The sequence below is a fragment of the Dapis purpurea BLCC-M126 genome (assembly GCF_050015975.1).
Taxonomy (GTDB): Bacteria; Cyanobacteriota; Cyanobacteriia; order Cyanobacteriales; family Microcoleaceae; genus Trichodesmium.
In genome coordinates this window covers 12388-31845 of sequence record NZ_JBNHER010000033.1, presented here as the reverse complement: position 1 = coordinate 31845, position 19458 = coordinate 12388, and the positions used below count along the sequence as shown (strand labels likewise).

Annotated in this window: 14 protein-coding genes and 1 pseudogene; 5 read left to right on the top strand and 10 right to left on the bottom strand. The window is 34.1% G+C overall.

The window, feature by feature from the left end; genetic code table 11:
• Positions 1-64: 64 nt before the first annotated feature.
• On the bottom strand, positions 65-595 hold the full coding sequence (locus ACP6PL_RS03915; protein ID WP_426542750.1) for a helix-turn-helix domain-containing protein: 531 nt from the start codon (positions 593-595) through the stop codon (positions 65-67).
• Between the two features lie 194 nt (positions 596-789).
• Here ACP6PL_RS03915 and ACP6PL_RS03910 point away from each other — a divergent pair, with 194 nt between their 5' ends.
• The 3 genes from ACP6PL_RS03910 (at position 790) to ACP6PL_RS31190 (ending at position 1450) form a co-directional block, all read left to right on the top strand.
• Entirely contained in the window at positions 790-1080 is a 291-nt protein-coding gene (locus ACP6PL_RS03910) for a hypothetical protein (protein ID WP_426542748.1), read from the top strand.
• Positions 1081-1095: 15 nt separating this feature from the next.
• Complete coding sequence (locus tag ACP6PL_RS03905; protein ID WP_426542746.1) at positions 1096-1227, top strand: hypothetical protein; 132 nt, start codon at positions 1096-1098, stop codon at positions 1225-1227.
• A 139-nt stretch (positions 1228-1366) separates the two neighbouring features.
• Positions 1367-1450, top strand: a complete 84-nt coding sequence (locus tag ACP6PL_RS31190) for a hypothetical protein (protein WP_473965212.1) — start codon at positions 1367-1369, stop codon at positions 1448-1450.
• Between the two features lie 443 nt (positions 1451-1893).
• Here the strand turns inward: ACP6PL_RS31190 and ACP6PL_RS03900 are convergent, their stop codons facing one another.
• The 5 genes from ACP6PL_RS03900 to ACP6PL_RS03880 form a co-directional block, all read right to left on the bottom strand.
• Positions 1894-4617 carry a DEAD/DEAH box helicase gene (locus ACP6PL_RS03900; protein WP_426542744.1) on the bottom strand — a complete coding sequence of 908 codons (2724 nt, stop codon included), beginning with the start codon at positions 4615-4617 and terminating at the stop codon, positions 1894-1896.
• 445 nt (positions 4618-5062) lie between these two features.
• Positions 5063-7048, bottom strand: coding sequence for a tetratricopeptide repeat protein (locus ACP6PL_RS03895; protein ID WP_426542742.1), 1986 nt, complete (start codon positions 7046-7048; stop codon positions 5063-5065).
• 249 nt (positions 7049-7297) lie between these two features.
• Positions 7298-8674 (bottom strand): vWA domain-containing protein, encoded by a 1377-nt coding sequence (locus ACP6PL_RS03890; RefSeq protein ID WP_426542740.1) that lies wholly within the window; start codon positions 8672-8674, stop codon positions 7298-7300.
• Positions 8616-9734, bottom strand: coding sequence for a hypothetical protein (locus tag ACP6PL_RS03885; RefSeq protein ID WP_426542738.1), 1119 nt, complete (start codon positions 9732-9734; stop codon positions 8616-8618). Before ACP6PL_RS03885 ends, ACP6PL_RS03890 begins: the two co-directional genes overlap by 59 nt.
• 352 nt (positions 9735-10086) lie before the next feature.
• On the bottom strand, positions 10087-11121 hold the full coding sequence (locus tag ACP6PL_RS03880; RefSeq protein ID WP_426542736.1) for a hypothetical protein: 1035 nt from the start codon (positions 11119-11121) through the stop codon (positions 10087-10089).
• 404 nt (positions 11122-11525) lie between these two features.
• Here ACP6PL_RS03880 and ACP6PL_RS03875 point away from each other — a divergent pair, with 404 nt between their 5' ends.
• Positions 11526-12608 (top strand): bifunctional serine/threonine-protein kinase/formylglycine-generating enzyme family protein, encoded by a 1083-nt coding sequence (locus ACP6PL_RS03875; protein WP_426542734.1) that lies wholly within the window; start codon positions 11526-11528, stop codon positions 12606-12608.
• Between the two features lie 70 nt (positions 12609-12678).
• Here ACP6PL_RS03875 and ACP6PL_RS03870 read toward each other — a convergent pair whose 3' ends face one another.
• Positions 12679-12897 carry a hypothetical protein gene (locus ACP6PL_RS03870; RefSeq protein ID WP_426542732.1) on the bottom strand — a complete coding sequence of 73 codons (219 nt, stop codon included), beginning with the start codon at positions 12895-12897 and terminating at the stop codon, positions 12679-12681.
• Positions 12898-13267: 370 nt separating this feature from the next.
• Positions 13268-15421, bottom strand: coding sequence for a hypothetical protein (locus tag ACP6PL_RS03865; protein WP_426542730.1), 2154 nt, complete (start codon positions 15419-15421; stop codon positions 13268-13270).
• Between the two features lie 495 nt (positions 15422-15916).
• Here ACP6PL_RS03865 and ACP6PL_RS03860 point away from each other — a divergent pair.
• Positions 15917-17146, top strand: a pseudogene (locus tag ACP6PL_RS03860) (RNA-guided endonuclease InsQ/TnpB family protein).
• Between the two features lie 44 nt (positions 17147-17190).
• Here ACP6PL_RS03860 and ACP6PL_RS03855 read toward each other — a convergent pair.
• On the bottom strand, positions 17191-18090 hold the full coding sequence (locus tag ACP6PL_RS03855; protein ID WP_426542728.1) for a hypothetical protein: 900 nt from the start codon (positions 18088-18090) through the stop codon (positions 17191-17193).
• A 186-nt stretch (positions 18091-18276) separates the two neighbouring features.
• Entirely contained in the window at positions 18277-19074 is a 798-nt protein-coding gene (locus tag ACP6PL_RS03850; protein WP_426542726.1) for a hypothetical protein, read from the bottom strand.
• Positions 19075-19458 lie beyond the last annotated feature (384 nt).

Genomic DNA, 19458 nt, shown 5'->3' with positions numbered 1-19458 from the left:
GTTATTAGGAATGTTCCATAGACAGTGCCTAAATTCTTTTTCAGCAGATATCCAATAAACAAGTTTACTCCATTAATTGTTGTACTTCATTTAATGGTAAATCCACTGCTTCAGCAATTTGATCTGCTGTTAAACCGATTTTGATTAATTTAGAAACAGTATTTAATTTATTTGTATGCAAGACATTTTCAACGATGGGTTGGTTATAGGTTGTGTTTTTATCATCTGATTTAGTATTTACGAAATCCCTATTTTTTAATTCTTTTGTTTCGGGATTATTGCATAGATTAAGATTACCAATTTGTACTGGATTAAATAACCGAGAGTGGTAATTTGCAAATCCTAAACGTTCTACTGTAGCGACAAAATTCGACTTATTTAACCTCTCTCCAAAAACTTCTGATAAAAGTTGCCACAGTTCGTATCCTTCATCTTTGACATGACCGTTGGAACATTTATATTGTTCTGCAATTTCTCTGTATTTTTCGTTATTCAAGACACCCTTTAAAATTCCCATTTGCAGATTATTTAGGTGTTTTCCGGTTTGCTGAAAGACCAACTCATCAATTGAATTTAAAACTGTTTGCCAGTCCATTGTCTTAACAATTAATTCTTCTGAATAGCTTATCCGCTATTATCCTTCATTATCCGTCTTTTTCACATTTTCTTAACAAAATCTCCGTTTTTCTCCGTCCTTTTCCGACTTGTAGATATGAAAATGAGAGAATTAGAATTGTATTTAGATGGATAATTACAGGAAAAAAAGAGTAAACAAATTAAGGTAGTAAAATGTCAAAAGCAATTACAGAATTTATTAGTTCAACAAAAAAAAGCTTGGTTCGTTCTTTAGCTTTAACTGTTGCTGCTACATCTGCTGTAACTTTATTATCAGCAACTTCTACGAATGCTCAAGGTGGTCCTTTGCGAGGAAGAGTAATTAATATGTGGGAATGTACAGAAAACTATGGTGTTTTAAAAGGTCATAACCTAGCTGTTGTTAAAGTATACGATGATAAAACTGGTAGAGAACCAAGCACTTTTGTTATTTACTCTACTCATCCCGCTCATGGTCTCGACTGACCCGAATTTTTAGAAATGGCTAGAGATAGCAGGAAAAGTGAAAAATATTTAGACTTTTACTGGAGCGAGCAAAAAGGTAGTAACGTTTGTGGAGTTACAAGACCAGATCGTTATCATTTCTTGAGAAATATACGCTATAGTCGCTGAAGTTTTAAAGGTTGTAGGTTGGGTTGAAGCAACGAAACCCAACACAAGCAATTTTTGCCAAAACACTCTCTCTAAATCTATTTTTATTTATCAACTATAATTGCTATAATTCAACCAAATAATTATCAAAAAAAAACCGATGGCTAAAATTACTATAGACGAGATTAAACTAAAAGAGTTGCTGAAAGTAGCAATTATTGAATTACTGCAAGAACAAAAATAAGTATTTGTAGGTTGAGTTGAGGTAACGAAACCCAACACAAGTAATTTTTTCCAAAACCCCGTTTCTAAATCTACAGGAGTTACATAAAAGATTAAATTAGACAGCATCTGTAGGGGTTGACGGCCATTAACCCCTACTATCTATGGCATATGGCAATACAGTTTAGAGAAACCGGGTTTGTATCAAATGCCCTAAAATACTAAATCGACCTCCCACAAACCCGGTTTCCTATAATATAGAATCCGGCTGAAAAGTCATCATTGCGACGAGAGGAAGCAATCTCATAAATTGTAGGAGATTGTTTCCTTCCACTCTGTTCCAGTCGCAATGACTGTACAGCGACTAATTATCCAGTTTCTTATAATACCAAAGCCAGCGGATTTGATATAACTCCTCTACTCCCCAGATCGAGATGCAGGTTAAAAAGTTTTTGAGAAATAGTATTATATAGCGATCGCTTCTAAAAGTAACAAACCCAAATCTTTATACAAACCTCGATTTTGCTGAGGACAACGATGTTGAGTTAAACACCTAGGACAACCATATTCACAATCACAATTTTTTGCTAATTCTGTTGCCTTTTGTGCAAATTTCAACAATTGATTAAAAATTGCTTCACTTGCTCCATTTCCACCATCACAAGTATCAAAAAAATAACCTACTGTTTCTCCTCCTTCTCGCTGAACAAAGCATTCGACATCTTGACTCGAACTTAACACTACTAAAGGAATAGCAGATATAATTTGATGCCCCATACTATGTAATGCAATAAAATCTGGATGACAACTCCATAAATCTTTGAAATCATCTGGAATTATTCCTTTATTTGTATCCTTAATTTTTTCCTTGATTGGTGTAATATTTTCTCGTATAGTTTGACTAAAAGTCTCATTTATTTCAACTTTAACAACTGGAGCTTGATATTGACTTTGATAAGGAGGATCGAACCTATTTTCATCCATAACTGTAGTAATTTCAACTCCTTTTTCTGATTTAGTGGAAAGTAGCTGATAACCTGTGACGGAAAACGTAATTTCTCCCCAGAATAAACTTAATCTTAGTCTAGCGTTGGAAATATTTGTTTTAATTATTTGAGGTTTAGCTAGTTGCTGAATTTCTTTAAAAGTTAACTCATTATTTGCTAAAGTTTCTAAATTATAATTCTGGCCGACAGGTTTTAAGATTGCTTGGTTTTTATTTAAGTCGAGATTCTCAGAACGATAAGTTATTAACTCACCATCATAATTTTGAGCAAAATAAATTGCTCCTGGAAATACTTCTTTATGTGCCAAACTCATGTGCATTTTTTCAAAACTTTTTCCAGTATTAATATCGATCAACTCCACATCATTTTGAGCATGACCGCGAATATTAACATTTCGATGAGGGTAACCATATCCCCAAAGTTGATTAGACTTATTAATATATATTTTTTCCTGTTTTAATAAACTATCGGCAATTGCTCCAGCTACTTCTCCAAAACGTGCTGTTATTTCATGCAAAGGTACACCACTTTCTACACAACTACATTCTAAATGTTTGCCTAAAATTGTTGGATAATTTGGATTAAAAGTAGCACTTTCAGCCTCACCATTTAATAATAAATCTGGTTTATTTCCATAGAAATTATCTAAAGGATTTTGAGCTACTGGCAAAAACATAACTAATCCTGGATTTCTCCTTCCTACCCTACCAATTCTTTGTTTCCAAGACATTAAACTTCCTGGATAACCACGGATTAAACAACAGTCAAGTTCTGGTAAATCAATTCCTGCTTCTAATGCAGAGGTAGAAAGGATAACTTTTACTATCCCAGTTTGTAATTTTTGGATGATATCCTGTCGCCTATCAAATCCTAAAGAACCATAAAAAATTGCTACTTTATCTGCTAAATAACTCTCTCCATTTTTATCAGCTATTCGTTTAATTATCCCCAATAACTTTTTAACTGCACCCCTGGAATTACAAAATACTACCCCACTCAAATCATGGCGCAACCAAGACAGAATTATTTGACAAGCATTAGGATTAGCAGTATCAGTTGGTTCCAGAAATAAAATAGTTTTTCCTGAAGTATCAGCACCACTTTTTGAGATTAGATGAAGTCGTTCTGCTTTGTGGGAGCGATCGCTAAATCCCATTGCCATTTCTGCGGGATTTCCAATAGTAGCTGAACTAAAGATAAATTGTAATTTTTCTGAACTACTTCCTACTCTGTCTACTGCCATTTTTAATCGTCGCATTAGGTTGGAAAAATGTGCGCCAAAAGCACCTCTATAAGTATGAGATTCATCTATAACTACATAGCGAAGTTGTTGAAAAAATTTGCGCCATCCTTCTCCATCTTTGCTTCTAATTCTATATAGTTGATAGTGTAATAAATCTGGGCTGACTCCTAAAATATTAGGTGGATTAGGAATAAATATTTTTTTTCTGTTTGCTGAGGAGATGTCACCTGTAATTAATCCAATTTTGACAGAATTTTTAGGAAAATATGAGACCATTTTTTCTAGCTTTTGCATCTGGTCTAATGCTAATGCTTTGAGGGGAAAAATATATAATGCTGTAGTTTCAGGTTGTTGTAAACATGATTCTAAAATAGCGAGGTTATAACAGAGAGTTTTGCCAGAAGCTGTGGGAGTAAAAATGCAAATATCTAATCCTTGCCGTAGAGCAGTTAATGATTCAATTTGATGTTCGTAGAGTTCCGTAATATTTTGTTGAGCGAGAGAATTTTGTAGAGTTATTGGTAAATCTTTTGGCAAAGGATAAAGTTTTCCAGGAGTTGGTGGTGTATTTTCTATCGCTACTAAATTATCTATAAATTCTTGAGCAATTGTTTGAAATACTGGTCGGGAAATAGCTTCTATTTCTGCTACGGGAATCTGGGATTTTTGTGGCTGTTTGAATTTTTTCTGATTAAAAATTGCACTATCTCTACGATTAATGTGTTTCTCATTAATTGCTATTTGCCAATCTGAAAAATGTACTGGAGAATGATTTTCCAGAAAGTCTACAATTAAGCGTTTTCCTAATACGGCTGTAATTTGACCTATGCCATATTCGGGGGAATAAATTTTTGCACCAATTTTTAACCATTCTGGAGGAGATGGTAGTTGATTTCCAGCTCGAATAATTGCAGCATAGTCTGTCGGTTTATCCATCATAAGGAAGAAGCAATCAAGAAAGGATAAATGAAATAAATTTAAGATGGTAGTAATATTTTTCTCAGTTACTATGTTTGTTTTTTAACTAAATACTTTTAGGTATTATGTATTTGGTTGTATTGTCTAATTGCTTGATTTCTATTTATGTATTTTCGAGTAATCAAAGTAAACTTCATTTCACTAAAAGAGGGTAACTGCGCATTGTACCAATTCTTGCATAATTGTATTAACTTTTTAATAAAGTATTGACCATCTTTCAATTTCTATTTGAGCAAGAAATTAAGGTATAAAGCCTCCGGAAGTACTGATAACTCAATATAGTTCAAATAAAGCCAAAATTTATAAATTATGGAACCATTAGATGAGCTTTTCAGATTAGAGAACTGCAAAAAAAATTCTTAACAAAGCCGTCTTTACTAATAACTGATAACCCAAATGACCATGACTAAAATTCCACAATCTGGTTAAATTCAGATTCATATATTTTGATATCTTCTGCATATTTTTCCCTTACCATTGCTTCTATTTCCGGTGTATAGAAAACTTCAGACTTAGGAAATCCACCTACCTTTTTAATTAGCCTTCTTAACTCATCGGGATGTTTTTTATGTAACTTGTTTTCCAATTTATAATTACTATATTTGGTTCTTTTATATTCCAAGATATTTTCTGGGATTTTCAGTTGAGATTTTTGATTTAAGTCTTTTTTTACTTGATTGAGATTTTCAAACTGTCCAATATAGTCAAACTGAAATCGCCCTAAGCACAAAAATGTGTGTTGTGGACGCCAGTGTGCGTTTAACCGATCGTTATCTGTCTTGACTAGATAATTAATAAACTGACTAAAAGTAATAGACTTGTGGATATCAGGTTTCATCCCTAAATCTTTATATACATCCATAACTAGCTTATAGGCAAAGCTTATTGGTTTTGGTCTTTTAACAATTAAGTTTAAATAAGCACTCACTAATCTCTTAAAAGGGTTTCTCAAAATAACGAATTTAAAGTAGTCTGGATTTTGCATATAGGATGGCTCGGTAAGTCTCATTTCTACCTCTAGTCTGCCAATATATTCATGAATATCTTCAGAAGACTCTTTGTATTGTTGAGAATAATCACTGTGTTCAACCATTATGGTGTTAAACATGGTACAAGCATTCTTAGGAATGGGGCAATAGATAATTTTTAACTTGTGATTAACTAAGTATCTATTAATAATTGATTTCTGGTAACTTAATTCTGCCTCTTCTAATTTTCCTTCCTTGAGATAAATTGACATCAACTTAGAATGTATTTGTTTTTCTATGTGAATATTGGTAGGAATATCTAATGCTTGGTTATATGAAGCGATCGCCTCTGAAGATTTTTCCTGCTGTTGTAAAGTGTCTCCTTTAAGCATAAGAACATTTGCTAAACCTAGATAAGCTTCTGAAAGTTTTAATTTCAAATCTATTACCTGATGATAAGCTTTTGTTGCCTCTTCCCATTTTTCTTGCTTAGTTAAAATATCTCCTAATTCTAGTCTGACTCGAGGATTTTTGGGATTAAGTTGAGCTAGTCGCTGATAGTAAGTTTCCGCCTCCTGATATTTTTGCATTTTCTTTTTTATCCCACCTAATTGATTAAGTGCTGCCAGATGATTGGGATTCAAAAAAAGTACCTGCTCATATTGAGAAGTTGCTTCCTCTAAGCGATTTTGTTGAGAATATATCTGTGCTAATTTTAAGTAAAAATGAGGCTCTTGGAGATTGACTGAAATAGCTTCTCGGTATAGTGTTTCTATTTTTTCTAGCTGCCCATTTTTCTGGTAAGCATCTGCAAGTTCTCGATAAACCCATACTGGTTTTTCCCCAGGAATAATTAAAGCTTGCTGATACCTTTCTATAGCCTCAGTAATATTTCCTTGCTGCATTAATTTATGAGCTAGTTTTCCTCTTTTTTCAACATTTCCTACAACTTTTGATTCTTCTTTTTTATTGAGATCTTTTCGGAAAGCTAAAAGTTCTTTTTCAGAGATATTTAGGGCTTTTTGGTAAGCTGCTATTGACTCTTTTGCTTTCCCAATTTTGTTTAAAGCAGACCCTAATTGAGAATATAGTTCTGCTGGTTGCTCAGAGTTCAGAGCTATGACTTGCTGATAATAATCTATGGCTTCTTGAGCTTTTCCCACAGCTAGCATTAATGACCCTAATTTGACTTTAGCATCACTATTTTTTGGCATTAATTTTACTACCTGCTCTTGATAGTTAATAGCTTTATCTAGTTCTTGATTTTTTTTATAAATATTTGCCAATGCTATAAGAGCATCGGTACAGTTTGGTTGTAATTCTAGAACTAAAGAATATTGTTCTATTGCTTCAGATATCTTCCCTAGTTTTGTAAGTTTTGCCCCAATTTCTAGCTTTTCTTTCAATTCAATTTGTATATTCATAATTACTTACACTATTTTATAGAAGTTAAAAATCAAAAGTAAGATTTGGTAGAATCATAACTTTGACGCTACAGTAATTTCCGGAAGTTATTTTACATATTTAAAGTTAATTAGTATCACACCTATACTTTGATCAAAATAATTAGGTCGCGCCATCCCGCGAGTATCGGCGAAATATTTGTGGAGGCTTGCTCTAAATCCCCATTATAAAAACAACTTCTGACTTCTGACTTCTGACTTCTAACTTCATTAATGATACTCTTTTTTAATTGATTTTGCCCATAATAAAAATGGTATTACACCACCTCCTAATAATGCTGCTAATGTGAATAAAAAAATGATAATTCTAGTCATACGAGGTAGGGAGCGCGACACCCAAGGAAATACATAAGGCTCTAATTCAGAATATATTGAATTATTAGGTAATTTGAAACTAACTTGCACAGTATGTAACGAACCACGGTCAGCATTTATTGGTTGAATATAATTAACTTGATACTCATCAAATAAAGCCTCTAAAAATTCAGTCAAACTGGTAGAAATATTTTCAGCATTTCCAGAAAATTCAGCAATACCGTTAGTTACTCCTGCTATTTGTTGGAGTCGCTTTTGATCGACAAATTCTTCCGCTGCAAGTTCGGTTAAGCTTTCCGAGTCATTACTTTTTTTTCCGCCTCTTTGACTAATATCTCTAATAGTTGGAGGTTGCTTTAAATTATATTTTTTTTGTAACTGTTGGGGAGTCAAACCATAACCTAAAGTATGTACAGTAATATTAGGATAACTTTTCAAAATAAACACCAGTTTTTCAAAGTCTTGTGCTTCTAATTCTGGTTCATTTTCTCTCTCTCCATAAATACTATGATAGCCATCAGAAAGTAAAATTATTGAACGTCTTGGCTGGGGCAAATTAGAATTTACTGGTAGATTAAAACGAGTATCTTCACGATTACCAAAAAATTGTACTGCCTGACGCAAAGGTTCATAAATATCTGTCGCTGCACAAAGATTATCTAGTTGACTCTCTAATTTTTTGAGAGTTTGTTCGACTTTTTTCTTGCCAGCTAAAACAAAGTTATCTAGTTCTTTTTTCGTTACTTGATTTCCCGGACAATTTTTGCCTCCTTTGCCAAAAGGTACGATAGAAATTTTTGTATTTTCCCCCTTTTTGGCTAAATCTTGATTGAACTTTCTCATAGCAGCGATCGCTCCTGCTAATTTTGTTTTTCCACCACTACTATCTAATTGTTTCATACTGCCACTAAAGTCTAATAAAACAATTACCCAAGCAGGAGGTAATTCTTCAGGTTGAGGAACTTTTAAATTAATATCTGCCTGATTTAAAGTTTGACATTCTCCAGTTTTGCTGTCGGCTTTCGGCGGACAAACTGTTAAATTAAAGTCATCTTTTTGCAGACCTCTTACTGGCTTATTGTTTTGGTTGTATGCTTTCACACGTAGCGTAACTTTTCCTTCATTTCGGTCAGGAATAGGCTCAATAATTTCCAGATTTTTGACTATAGCAAAACTAGGATTAATGTAGCAAATTACTATTAATAAAGACAAACTAAGCTTGGGGGTCCAAGAAGCGATTGTAGTAGATAAATCTGAATAATTTTTTACCATTATAGACACCATTTTCAGCATGAAATGTAATTAAGTCGTTATGTTTGAGTTTAATTGGTGTACTTTCCTTCAAGCGATCGCCTTGATATTCTATTCTATTAAAAAATTTGAGATTAGGTACTAGAATTGTTTGGCTAGGTGCTAAGTCTAAGTCAGCAATATGTAATGGCAAACCAGGAATACAAATATTTACGCCAAATTGTTGACTACCTAAAATTTTTAACTGAGCCGAACCTATTTTAACTTTGCCTCTAGTTGGTAATTGAATGGATAATCCTTCTTCAATTTTATCGGTAAATTCATTACTCACAAATTTGAGTATAGGTGATAATTCTTTCTGAATATGAGGATAATTACTAGGTGTTTTATTTTGGGTAATATTGAGATTTTCAGTATATTCAAAACCGGCTCCAGCTCTGAGGGCAACTAGATGACTAGGAGAAGTAGAAAAGCTTAATACTAAACCTAATAAACCTCCCAATAAAGAAAACCCTATTGTATCTTCCCAAGCTTTTAAAGCTATGGGAATTCCTCCCATTTTTTGTCGTATCCATTCAAAGATAATAGCTGCAATTAAAGCAGTCAGAATACTGGTACTTAAACTAATAGTAAGTCGTTGGACAAAACGTCGTTTATCTCCTGCTTCTATACTGCGCCAGCGCCAAGTCAAACCTTCAGCTAAACCCACTGCTCCGCCAATTAATATCCAGCCGATGATTCTGACAAATTCATCGGGTATAGTTATGACTTTATCTCGTAATTGTGGATTAAGTAATATTTGTACTAATCCCCCAGAACTAATGCCAATTAAAAATCCTAATCCGGCAGCAATACTTAGAGGTATTAAACCTCTGCTGAAGTTGCGTTTAAACCGGGTGGGATTATTTAAAAATATATCTGTAGCTACTATGCCAACTGCAAGAGAAATTGCAATGCAAGGAAATAATGCTAGTTCGGGAAATTTTTGTAACCAGCCTAAATCGCTAAGGATAAATTGACCGAGACTCCAACCGATTAATGCGGATGTAATTCCTGACAGAATATATAGGTATATTCTCATGATTTATGGTTAATTTTGATTTTGATAGAGCCAGAATTAACAGGTAATTAGTAAGTATACAAATTTTTGAAACAGTTTGTATTTTAAATAGTATAGCGTTACGTGCAAGTCACAATTCACTCATGCAAAACTTACAGCGGATTCCAGGTTTATGAGGTACAGTAGCACTAAATTTTTAAATAGTTTTTGAAGTATAGAATAAAGTTTTCATTATTATTAATCAAATCTACTATAATCACTGTACCACACTTACATGGAATAGACTGTAAAAGTAATCTATCACTGAGTTTTCCGTGCCCAAATACTCTGCAAACATGATTTAGCCTGATGGGTAAAAAGAAGCTCAAAACTATTACTGGTTATCACCCTTTGTGCCTTGATGCTTCAAAGAATAAGGAGGTAAAATATCCTCGATCAGGTAAATATCTCTTCGAGCTTCATATTTAGTAATTCCCACCCAATTATCTGTTGCTTGAGGAAGCTCATCTTTAAAGAGCAGCTTAAAAGGAATCTCTTGAGATGGCAAGAAATAGCTAATCGGTAGGGTATCAAGTTGTTCAATCGTCAGGCAAGAAAAGGGTTTGCCAAAGTCAGAAATACCTCTTTCATCTAAATCATCAAAATATTCAATAAAAGTATCATAGAAATCAGACAGTTCCTCATCACTTAAATACTTACCGATGATTGGATTCATACAAGAACTATAGTCTTCAAGACTCATCAGAGAAAGACAATTTTCCATGAGGTACTTTCGATAATCTTTTGTCTCCTCCAAAACTTCTGGATTGGCAGCCATATAGTACATTAATTGTGCAACTTGCTCTTTAAATTTATTAAACGAAGTTGAACTATCAAAAAGCTTTTCTCGAATTTTAAAGTTATTAGCGAGGGAAGTATCAAGACCGTCAATTATCTTTCCAATTTTATATTTCGCAAAGAGATGAAGATCTTCAATTGCAAATAGGAAAACCCAAGACAATGCTTCATTCTTGGATAGTTTATTCCCATTGGGAGATGGAACGCTCATCTGGCATTGATGATCGTTCAATTTAGAACATACATTATCTTGAATTGGAGTAATTTTTTTCTGGTTAAGCGATCCACTGTACAAAAGTTTATGGTTTCTTATACTTCCTGGAGAGCATCGAACGATCATCCGCTGAACGAGTTCTGCAATTTGTTCGGCAACTAAAGTTTGGGTGCTAAAAACTACAGGCGAAGAAATGAAACTGTATTCTCGTGGCCAATTGGTTAGAAAAACAGCAGCGATTACATGACCCAGTTGATCATGATAATTACTAGCACCTCCCTTAATAATACCACTGCCAAAGCTATCCAGTTCTAGATAAAGTTTCTGAACAATTTCGCCAACTGTTAAGGATAACATACCTGTGTTAACTCCAATTCAATTTTGCTAGCTTCACGGTAAGCATACCACACTTTACTTTTCAGCAATAAATACAAGTTATTTTGAAATATTTATGGTGATTTGCAAATTTTTATTACTCATTTATTGCTCATTTTTTGATGGCCAGACTTAGTTTTTTAAGTTTAGTTACTTTGGATTAGCAAATAGAAATTTATTGCCATTTTTGTACCAATAAATTAGCTTTATTTTCGAGGATAATTTTTAACTTAGAAAATCAAAAAAATCTCAAAAAATTCAAAATATAGGTTGACAAAGTAGACTTGACAAGATATTCTAAACATAATGGAAAAGTGCGCTCATATATAGTCACAATATAGTGGTCTAAAAATCTATAAAAATAGTCTTTGCCCTGAGTCAATAAAATGCAGCCTGGAATAACTTTAAGAAATCACTATTGCATCATTAAATCTCTAGGAAAAGGAGGTTTTGGTGATACTTATTTAGCTCAAGATGAAGACTTACCAGGAAAACCAAAATGTGTAGTCAAACATCTCAGACCAAAATCCTCAAATCCAGGAATATTACCCATAGCTAAAACTTTATTTGAAAGAGAAGCAAATACTCTCGACAAATTAGGCAAATATCATCAACAAATTCCTGAACTTTTGGCACATTTCCAGGAAGAAGGAGAATTTTATTTAGTACAAGAATATATAGATGGGGAAGATATTAGCAAAGAACTTATCCCTAATAAAAAATCAAGTGAATCTTATACAGTTAAGTTACTCAAAGATATTCTCGAAGTTTTGGCATTTGTGCATCAGGAAAATGTGATTCACCGGGATATTAAACCACAAAATTTAATGCGCCGTCGCCAGGATGGGAAAATAGTTTTAATTGACTTTGGGGCAGTAAAAGAAATTAGCACTTTAGTAATAAATGCAGCAGGACAAACAACTGTCACTGTGGCAGTGGGAACTCCCGGATATATGCCAAGCGAACAGGCGATAGGCAAACCCAAATTCAGCAGTGATATTTATGCAGTGGGGATGATTGGAATTCAGGCATTGACAGGAAGGAAACCGCATCATTTGCCTGAAGATAAAAGAACGGGAAATATAACGACTACACCGTTTTATTTTGGGGAAACTATAACAACTGAGTTAGCTAATTATCGTGGTAACTACACCTATGCTTCTGCACCAACAGGGAGCTATATACAAAAGACAACAGAAGTTGGTAGTTTTCCTCCCAATAATTTTGGTTTATATGATATGCACGGTAATGTCTGGGAATGGTGTCAAGATGTTTGGCATTATAACTATGACACTGCTCCCACAGATGGCAGTGTTTGGGAAAGTGGGGAACAGAGTAATAGTGATAGTAAGGTACTCCGTGGTGGCTCTTGGTATGACCTTCCTAAAAGTTGTCGTTGTGCTAACCGTGTTAGAAGATTTCCTATGGGGCAAGATGAGGATATTGGTTTTCGGTTGGTTATGGGTTAAGGCGAATCGCTCTTTTCAGATTACAGTAGCGATATAGCTGCCGCTAGGCTCCGCCAACGCCATTCCCCTATTACAACTCCGGTTCCACAACTAAAGCTTTTAACTGCTCTGCCAAGCGATCGGCACGTTGACGTTCTTGTTCTGCACCTTCATCTACTGTCAACAATAGATTCCCCTGTACATCCCACCAACGCAACCAAGGCCATACTTGACTCTGATATTCGCCTTCCCAAATACCCAATTCTACACCCAAAGGTTCTATGGGGTAATGATTACGTTCATTTGCCACCAAGTGTTAGTACATTACAGCGCTTTTCAGTTGAGTAGACTACTAAACTCATTGTTAGGAGTCAGGAGTCAGGATGTAGGGACGTTGCATGCAACATCCGTACGGAGTTAGGAGTTATATCAAATCCGTTTAATTGCACATACAATAATCGCATCTACTTTCTTTTGAGGATAGTCGGCAGCAGTTGAGCTTCTTTCTTCTTGACACGCCCTAGAAATAAGTGGTTGAGTATTTTCTACTGACTATTGACTACTAAATTGATAGTGAGGTTATTTAACCGGATTTGATATTAGGAGTTAGTATCATTGTGGTTTATTCATATGAAAACCGCTGTAATACAAGTGAACTAGCTGATAGCTAATTGCCATAATTATGATTTTTCCCTACAACGTCGAGGTCGTATTTGTAAGTTAATTTCCAACAAATCTGCTACATCACACTTTAATTTATCTGCGGTTTTTTTATCTGGTTCAATATAGCCAAAACCATCACTAAAAAACTTTTTCTGATAGGAATAAATCGCTGCTATCCATTGTTTTTTAGCTTCTATATATTTAATTGAATCACCTACTAAATCATCTTCTATCGCCCCAGTATACTGCAGTTTTACATCATTTTCTAGAATTTTCTTAATTGCTTGAATAATCTCTAAACGTGCCTCTTCTATTGTAACTAATGTAGAATTTTGAGCTAATATTTCTTCCTCTAGTTCCCGGAAAATTTCTTGAATTACGCTGCTAGTAGTGGGAAATTTTTCTAGTGCTTTCTCCATTTTTTCTATCGAAATTTCACTCACAGTAATTATTTCTACATCAGTTAATATTTCTTCTGAAGCAAGAGGATATTCTAGAGTTTCCCCTTCAGTAATATTTCCACTATTAAACTTACCTACCTGATATCCCAAAGCAAAAAATAAACCATGAGAAAGCAAAAGCAAACAAGTTACTGCTGCTGATCGTCCATACTTTCTAATTAATATAGTTATCCGGTCAGAAAAAGCTAATTGCTTCTGAACCGTTAACCCAAAAATAATTGTTTCATAAGTAGACTTTAATTTTGGAAACGCTGTGGTGAAAATTTCTTTTGGTACTTTTCCATTACTAACTTGATGAAAATAAGCTGCCAACTCATAATCAGGTAGTTGAGAAAATAAATCGGCAAAAGGTTGATAATAATTGCAGGGATAACGACGAGATTTTAACCAATAAATTAACTTTTTCCAAATCCCACTGCCATAGACTAACTCATCTGTTTCTTGACTAAGAGTTTTGTTTAATAGACTATTTCCTAAATATTCTAAATCGTGGCGAACTTGTTTTTTTATTTTCTGGGAATATGCTGACCATAAACTGCTTTTAGTTTTTAACAGCCAACAGAAGGCAGGAACAGATATTTTTTTCCCTAATATTTGATAGAAGGCGCGATCTGCTCCTCCTACAATTAATGGTTCTAATAATTTTTGATAATTTCTCAGTTGTGATTGTAATTGTAGAGATATTTTTTGCTTTTCATTTTCCTTATTTACATCTCCATTAATATTTAACCAATGCAGATATTCTGGTAAAGTTTCTGGAATAAAAATTGCCCTTAAAGTTAATAATCTAACCATCTGAGCATTAGCATTTCCTTGTTTGACAGCATTACTCGCTCCCAAATTATCAAATAAGTTGTTTAAATATTCTGATGTAACTTGACCAGTCTGTAATTTTAAAATTAAATTTTCTATCCATTCCTGCTTTATTTGAGAACCACTAATTAATCCTTTAATTGCCGTTTCTATAGCTGCTTCATCTATATTTTTTGAGATATTCGTCCGGGAATTTTCTATTATTTTTGTCTGTACTTCTGTCAGACTTGCTGCTACTTCCGAATTAGCCGGATGAATAATTATAAATTGTTCTGGTCGTTCAACAGCTTCGACATTATAAACCCATGATATAGGCTGACCATTAGCTTTGAATTCAGCAATTTTATTAATAATTTGTAAGTCAGATAATTCAGTAGGAATTATTACAGGCAAAGTTTGAGTATTCAGCCAATCTTGCCAATCTGTAGGTAAATTTATTTCTGGTTTCCGAGTAACTTGATGCTGGTTTGGTTTTCCAATCTCTCTAGTTTCAGATGGATTAAATCTCGGGTTAATTCCCTGTTGCTGCTGAGTCTTTATCCAATCTAATATTTGCCAAATATTATCTTTTCCAACACAGAAAAAATAACGATAAAAAGAAGTCGAACGCCCATATTCATCTTGCCCAGATGTCACTACAGCAACCACTGAATAATCTGGTTCTTCTTTAGTCATACTCAACACAACTCGCCCCACAAAAGTAGGCTCTTGACTATTACGATCTTTGCCTACTTCAAAACCTTTATTAGCAATTGCTCTTCCTACAGAATGGGGGACTTTAGGCAAGGTTAAATTCATATATTCTCCTACTTTAAATCCTCTGGAAATCCATTTACCATCGGGTAAGATTTCGGGAATTATACCTGTGCTGAATTCGTGAATTTCAATATTTTCCATTTGCTAATACCAATTCACTTAAATACCGTTTTATAAAAATAATCCGTAGGGTTTGGTCTCCAAACCCTTCCGCTAATATCAAATTTGGTTGAATACTTATTATATAGTTGGGGGAGATAGGGGGGATTGAATATTGAAGTACAGATAGAAGCAAAATTTCACTACTCACCTCTGCTAGCTGGGCGCTTCATAAAATAAATCTATTATTGCTCTATACGCAATAGAAGCAAAATTTTACTACTTACCTCTGCTGGCTGGGTGCTTCAGGAAATGAATTTATTATTGCTCTATACGCAATAGAAGCAAAATTTCACTACTCACCTCTACTGGCTGGGTGCTTAAGAAAATGAATTTATTATTGCTCTATACGCAATAGAAGCAAAATTTCACTACTCACCGAAAAAATGGGTCTGAAGCCTCGCCCTAGAAGGGCGACTTTTTAGTTGTTTTTTTTTCAATAAATATGTTATCCATATAGGCCAGTTAAAAAGTCAGATGATGAAAGCTCGATTTAAGTACCGCATATATCCAACACTGGGACAAAAATACCGATTAGCCAAACTATTTGGTTGTGTCCGTGTTGTTTGGAATGATAGTCTAGCTTGCTGTCAGGAAAAGTACAAATCAGAAGAAAAGAAGCCGACTAATTCTGAGCTACAAAAACTCTTTATTACTCAAGCTAAAAAAACTAAAAACAGAGAATGGCTATCAGAGGTATCAGTTGTACCATTACAGCAATCATTGAATGATTTAAACCAAGCTTATCAAAACTTTTTCAGTTCTACAAAAGCCAAGAGAAAAGGCAAAGCCATAAAACCTCCCAAGTTCAAAACTAGGAAGTCAAAACAATCTGCTAGGTTTACCTTGAGGGGGTTTAAACTATATCAAGAAAAAGTTTATTTAGCCAAGATTGGAAATCTGAAAGTAGCTTGGTCAAGAAAACTACCTAGTCAGCCTAGCTCAGTAACAGTAATTAAAGATTCTGCTAATAGATATTTTCTGAGTTTTGTAATAGAAACTTTACCTAAAATTTTATCTCAAACTGATAATTTAGTAGGTATAGATTTAGGAATCAAAACTTTTGCTACATTGAGTAATGGAGAAAAAGTTAATGCACCAAAACCGCTCAAGAAGCGAATTAAGAAGTAGCCTCTTTCAGAGGAGCTGCGCTAACGAAAGTTAAGTAAATCATTATCTCATAAAACTAGAGGGTCTAAAAGATATGAAAAAGCACGGGTTAGAATTGCTAAATTTCATGCTAAATTGAAAGATACAAGAACAGATTTTCTACATAAACTATCCACTAAAATAATTCGTGAAAACCAAACAATTGTTTTAGAAGATTTGAACGTATCTGGAATGGTTAAAAACCGTAAATTATCTAGGGCTATTTCTGATTTAGGTTGGCGACAATTCCGAACCCTTTTAGAAGGAAAAGCAGAAAAATACAGTCGTGATTTTAGAGTAATTAGTCGTTGGGAACCAACATCTCAAACTTGCTCATGTTGTGGATTCAAAGGTGGAAAGTTAGACCTTCAGGTGCGAGAGTGGGAGTGTCTCAACTGTGGTGCAAAACACGATAGAGACGAGAATGCAGCAATAAATATATTAGTCGCGGGCGGGCAGTCTGAGACATTAAATGGACGTGGAGACAAGCGTAAGACTAGCGTCAAGGTAGCAGCAGTCGATGAAGCGTCAACCCACCGAGGAGCTTCGGCTCGGTAGGAATCCCCGCGCCTTTAGGCCGGGGAGGATGTCAAAAAGTAATATTAATCTTTATCTAACTCTAAATTCCGCTGACCCGTACAAATCCAATATATGGGAGAAACTAAACCAAAAGGTCGCCATTTTTTGGAGTCTTCCAATACAGATGCTACCCCACCACGACCGCGATAAATTTGCTGAGAATTTGGTTTAAAATATTTCTTTCCAGTCACACCAAAAGCAGAAGTTGTAAAATATTCCACATTTCCCATTCCCAAATCTTGCCAAGATTCTAACCTTTTAAAAATAATAGGAAACCTTGCTTCTGCCAAAAATTTTGGTCTATGTCTATTTCCCCATAAATCTGCTAATTCACACTTAGTTAATACTAGAGCAATTCGTCGTTTTTGACCCAAAATATCCCGCCCTGCCAATGCTACTAAAAGTTGATCGACTCCTCTCGCATATTCTAAATCTTTACGATGAGTTGTTCCGTCAATCATTAACATAATTCCTGTAGCTGGAAAACAATCATTTAAGTAATCTCGGAGTAACTGAGAATCTGTTTCCTGAAGTACATCACTAAAAAATTCTCCAGAATAATCTTTGCAGCTAATATCTAAGTTTAAAACACTATTTGATAGGCTAAAATTATCTGATTTTTTTAAAACAATTCTCAAACTATAATCCTTAATTTCCAGCACATCATTAGCTAAACGAGTTTGTTCAATTTGCAATCCTTTCTCTATCAAATTCTGGGCTTGCTTAATTAAATATTCTCCATCTTTATTTGCGGGAGTAACTAACTCAACCGGACTAGAAAAATCGGCATTTGGCCACCTAGCCAAAGCAGCCATATAAGTCGTTTTTCCAGCAGCGCGATCGCCTATTACCCGTAAAACTCCAGAGTGATTTTCTGATTTTAAATTCCGATATATTCTCGGTTTGAATAGAGATTTCAACATTAGTCTTTACCAAACACTGAAATTACTTTACCAATGGATAATTTTTATAATTGACAATTAATAATGATGAAAATTTTAAACTTTGAGTAACAAGCAAACTTTTGGAATACAAAAAGTATTCAATTTAGTACAAAAGTTAGCAATCAAATAATTATCAATTATCAATTATTAATTATTAATTATCCATTAATGAACTAACCAATACAAAGGAGAAACAATTCCATGAGGTTTCCATTTCAAAGGTTCCCTTAAAATAGAGTGGGGACTGCCTAATTCATCTGTACGATTTGGGCGGGGGTCATTTCGATGTAAGACACCAAAAGTAGATATAGCATAAAACCGTAAATTTTGTTGAGGAATACGCCTTTTTAAAATATTTGTTGTTCTGGGTAAATGAACTTTAAATATATCCAATTCTGGGTCAAGACGACCAGGCCATATTTCCCCTCTTTCACATTTACTCATTGCTATAGCTAGACGTAAATCTTGAGTGCGATCGCTTTCATCCATTAAGTCAATAAATCTTTCCATTACGTTACTATAAAATATGTCACTTCCTGGTTCCCATTTATGAAATAAAATTAGACAACCAAGATTATCTTTAATCAGACATTCATCGAGAAATTCTTGATGCAAAGGATTAGAAATTCCACCTTGTAATTCATTAAAAATTTCCCCTGGATAATCTCGAACTACCAGGTTAATTTCTTCTGTTTTTCGTTGCCACCAACGTTTGACTTCTATGTGAAAAGAATACAAAGGTAAATCGTAGAAACTTTTAATTCTAATTCCATCAATAATAGTAGGTTCTAAAGAAGCACCATTCAGAATAATAGTTTCAGCTTTATTAGCTAAATTTTTAGCATCATTAGTAATAGCTGTAATTTGAAAATTTGGATTAGTTTTTTCCGGCCAATAAGCTAATCCTGCCAAGTAAGTTGTTTTCCCTGCACCAGTAGGTCCGATAATACAAATATTCCCCATTTTTTTTGATTAAATCTCTAAATTTTATTTAAACTATAACAGAGGGAATAGGGAATATAAAACTTAAATCCTCCCAAGATTATTTCAAATTTACTTTTTACTTCTTATAGCATATTTCATCTCAGTGAAGTACGGCTAAGGTTTTATTATTAATATTTGTATTTCATATAATTGTAATCTAGTGTATATAGCAATTCCCAAAAATAGTGACAAAATTCTAGGCAACAGGCGAAAGGGAAGAAAGATATAAAGTGTACCTCACTAGCCTGAGAAACGCTATATCATGTTTAAGCAATTTAACTACTTTCCTATTTCTTATTATTTATAAGTATTATGGTATTAAACACCTGAACAAAATTATTTACAAATTAGACCCTTATTGAA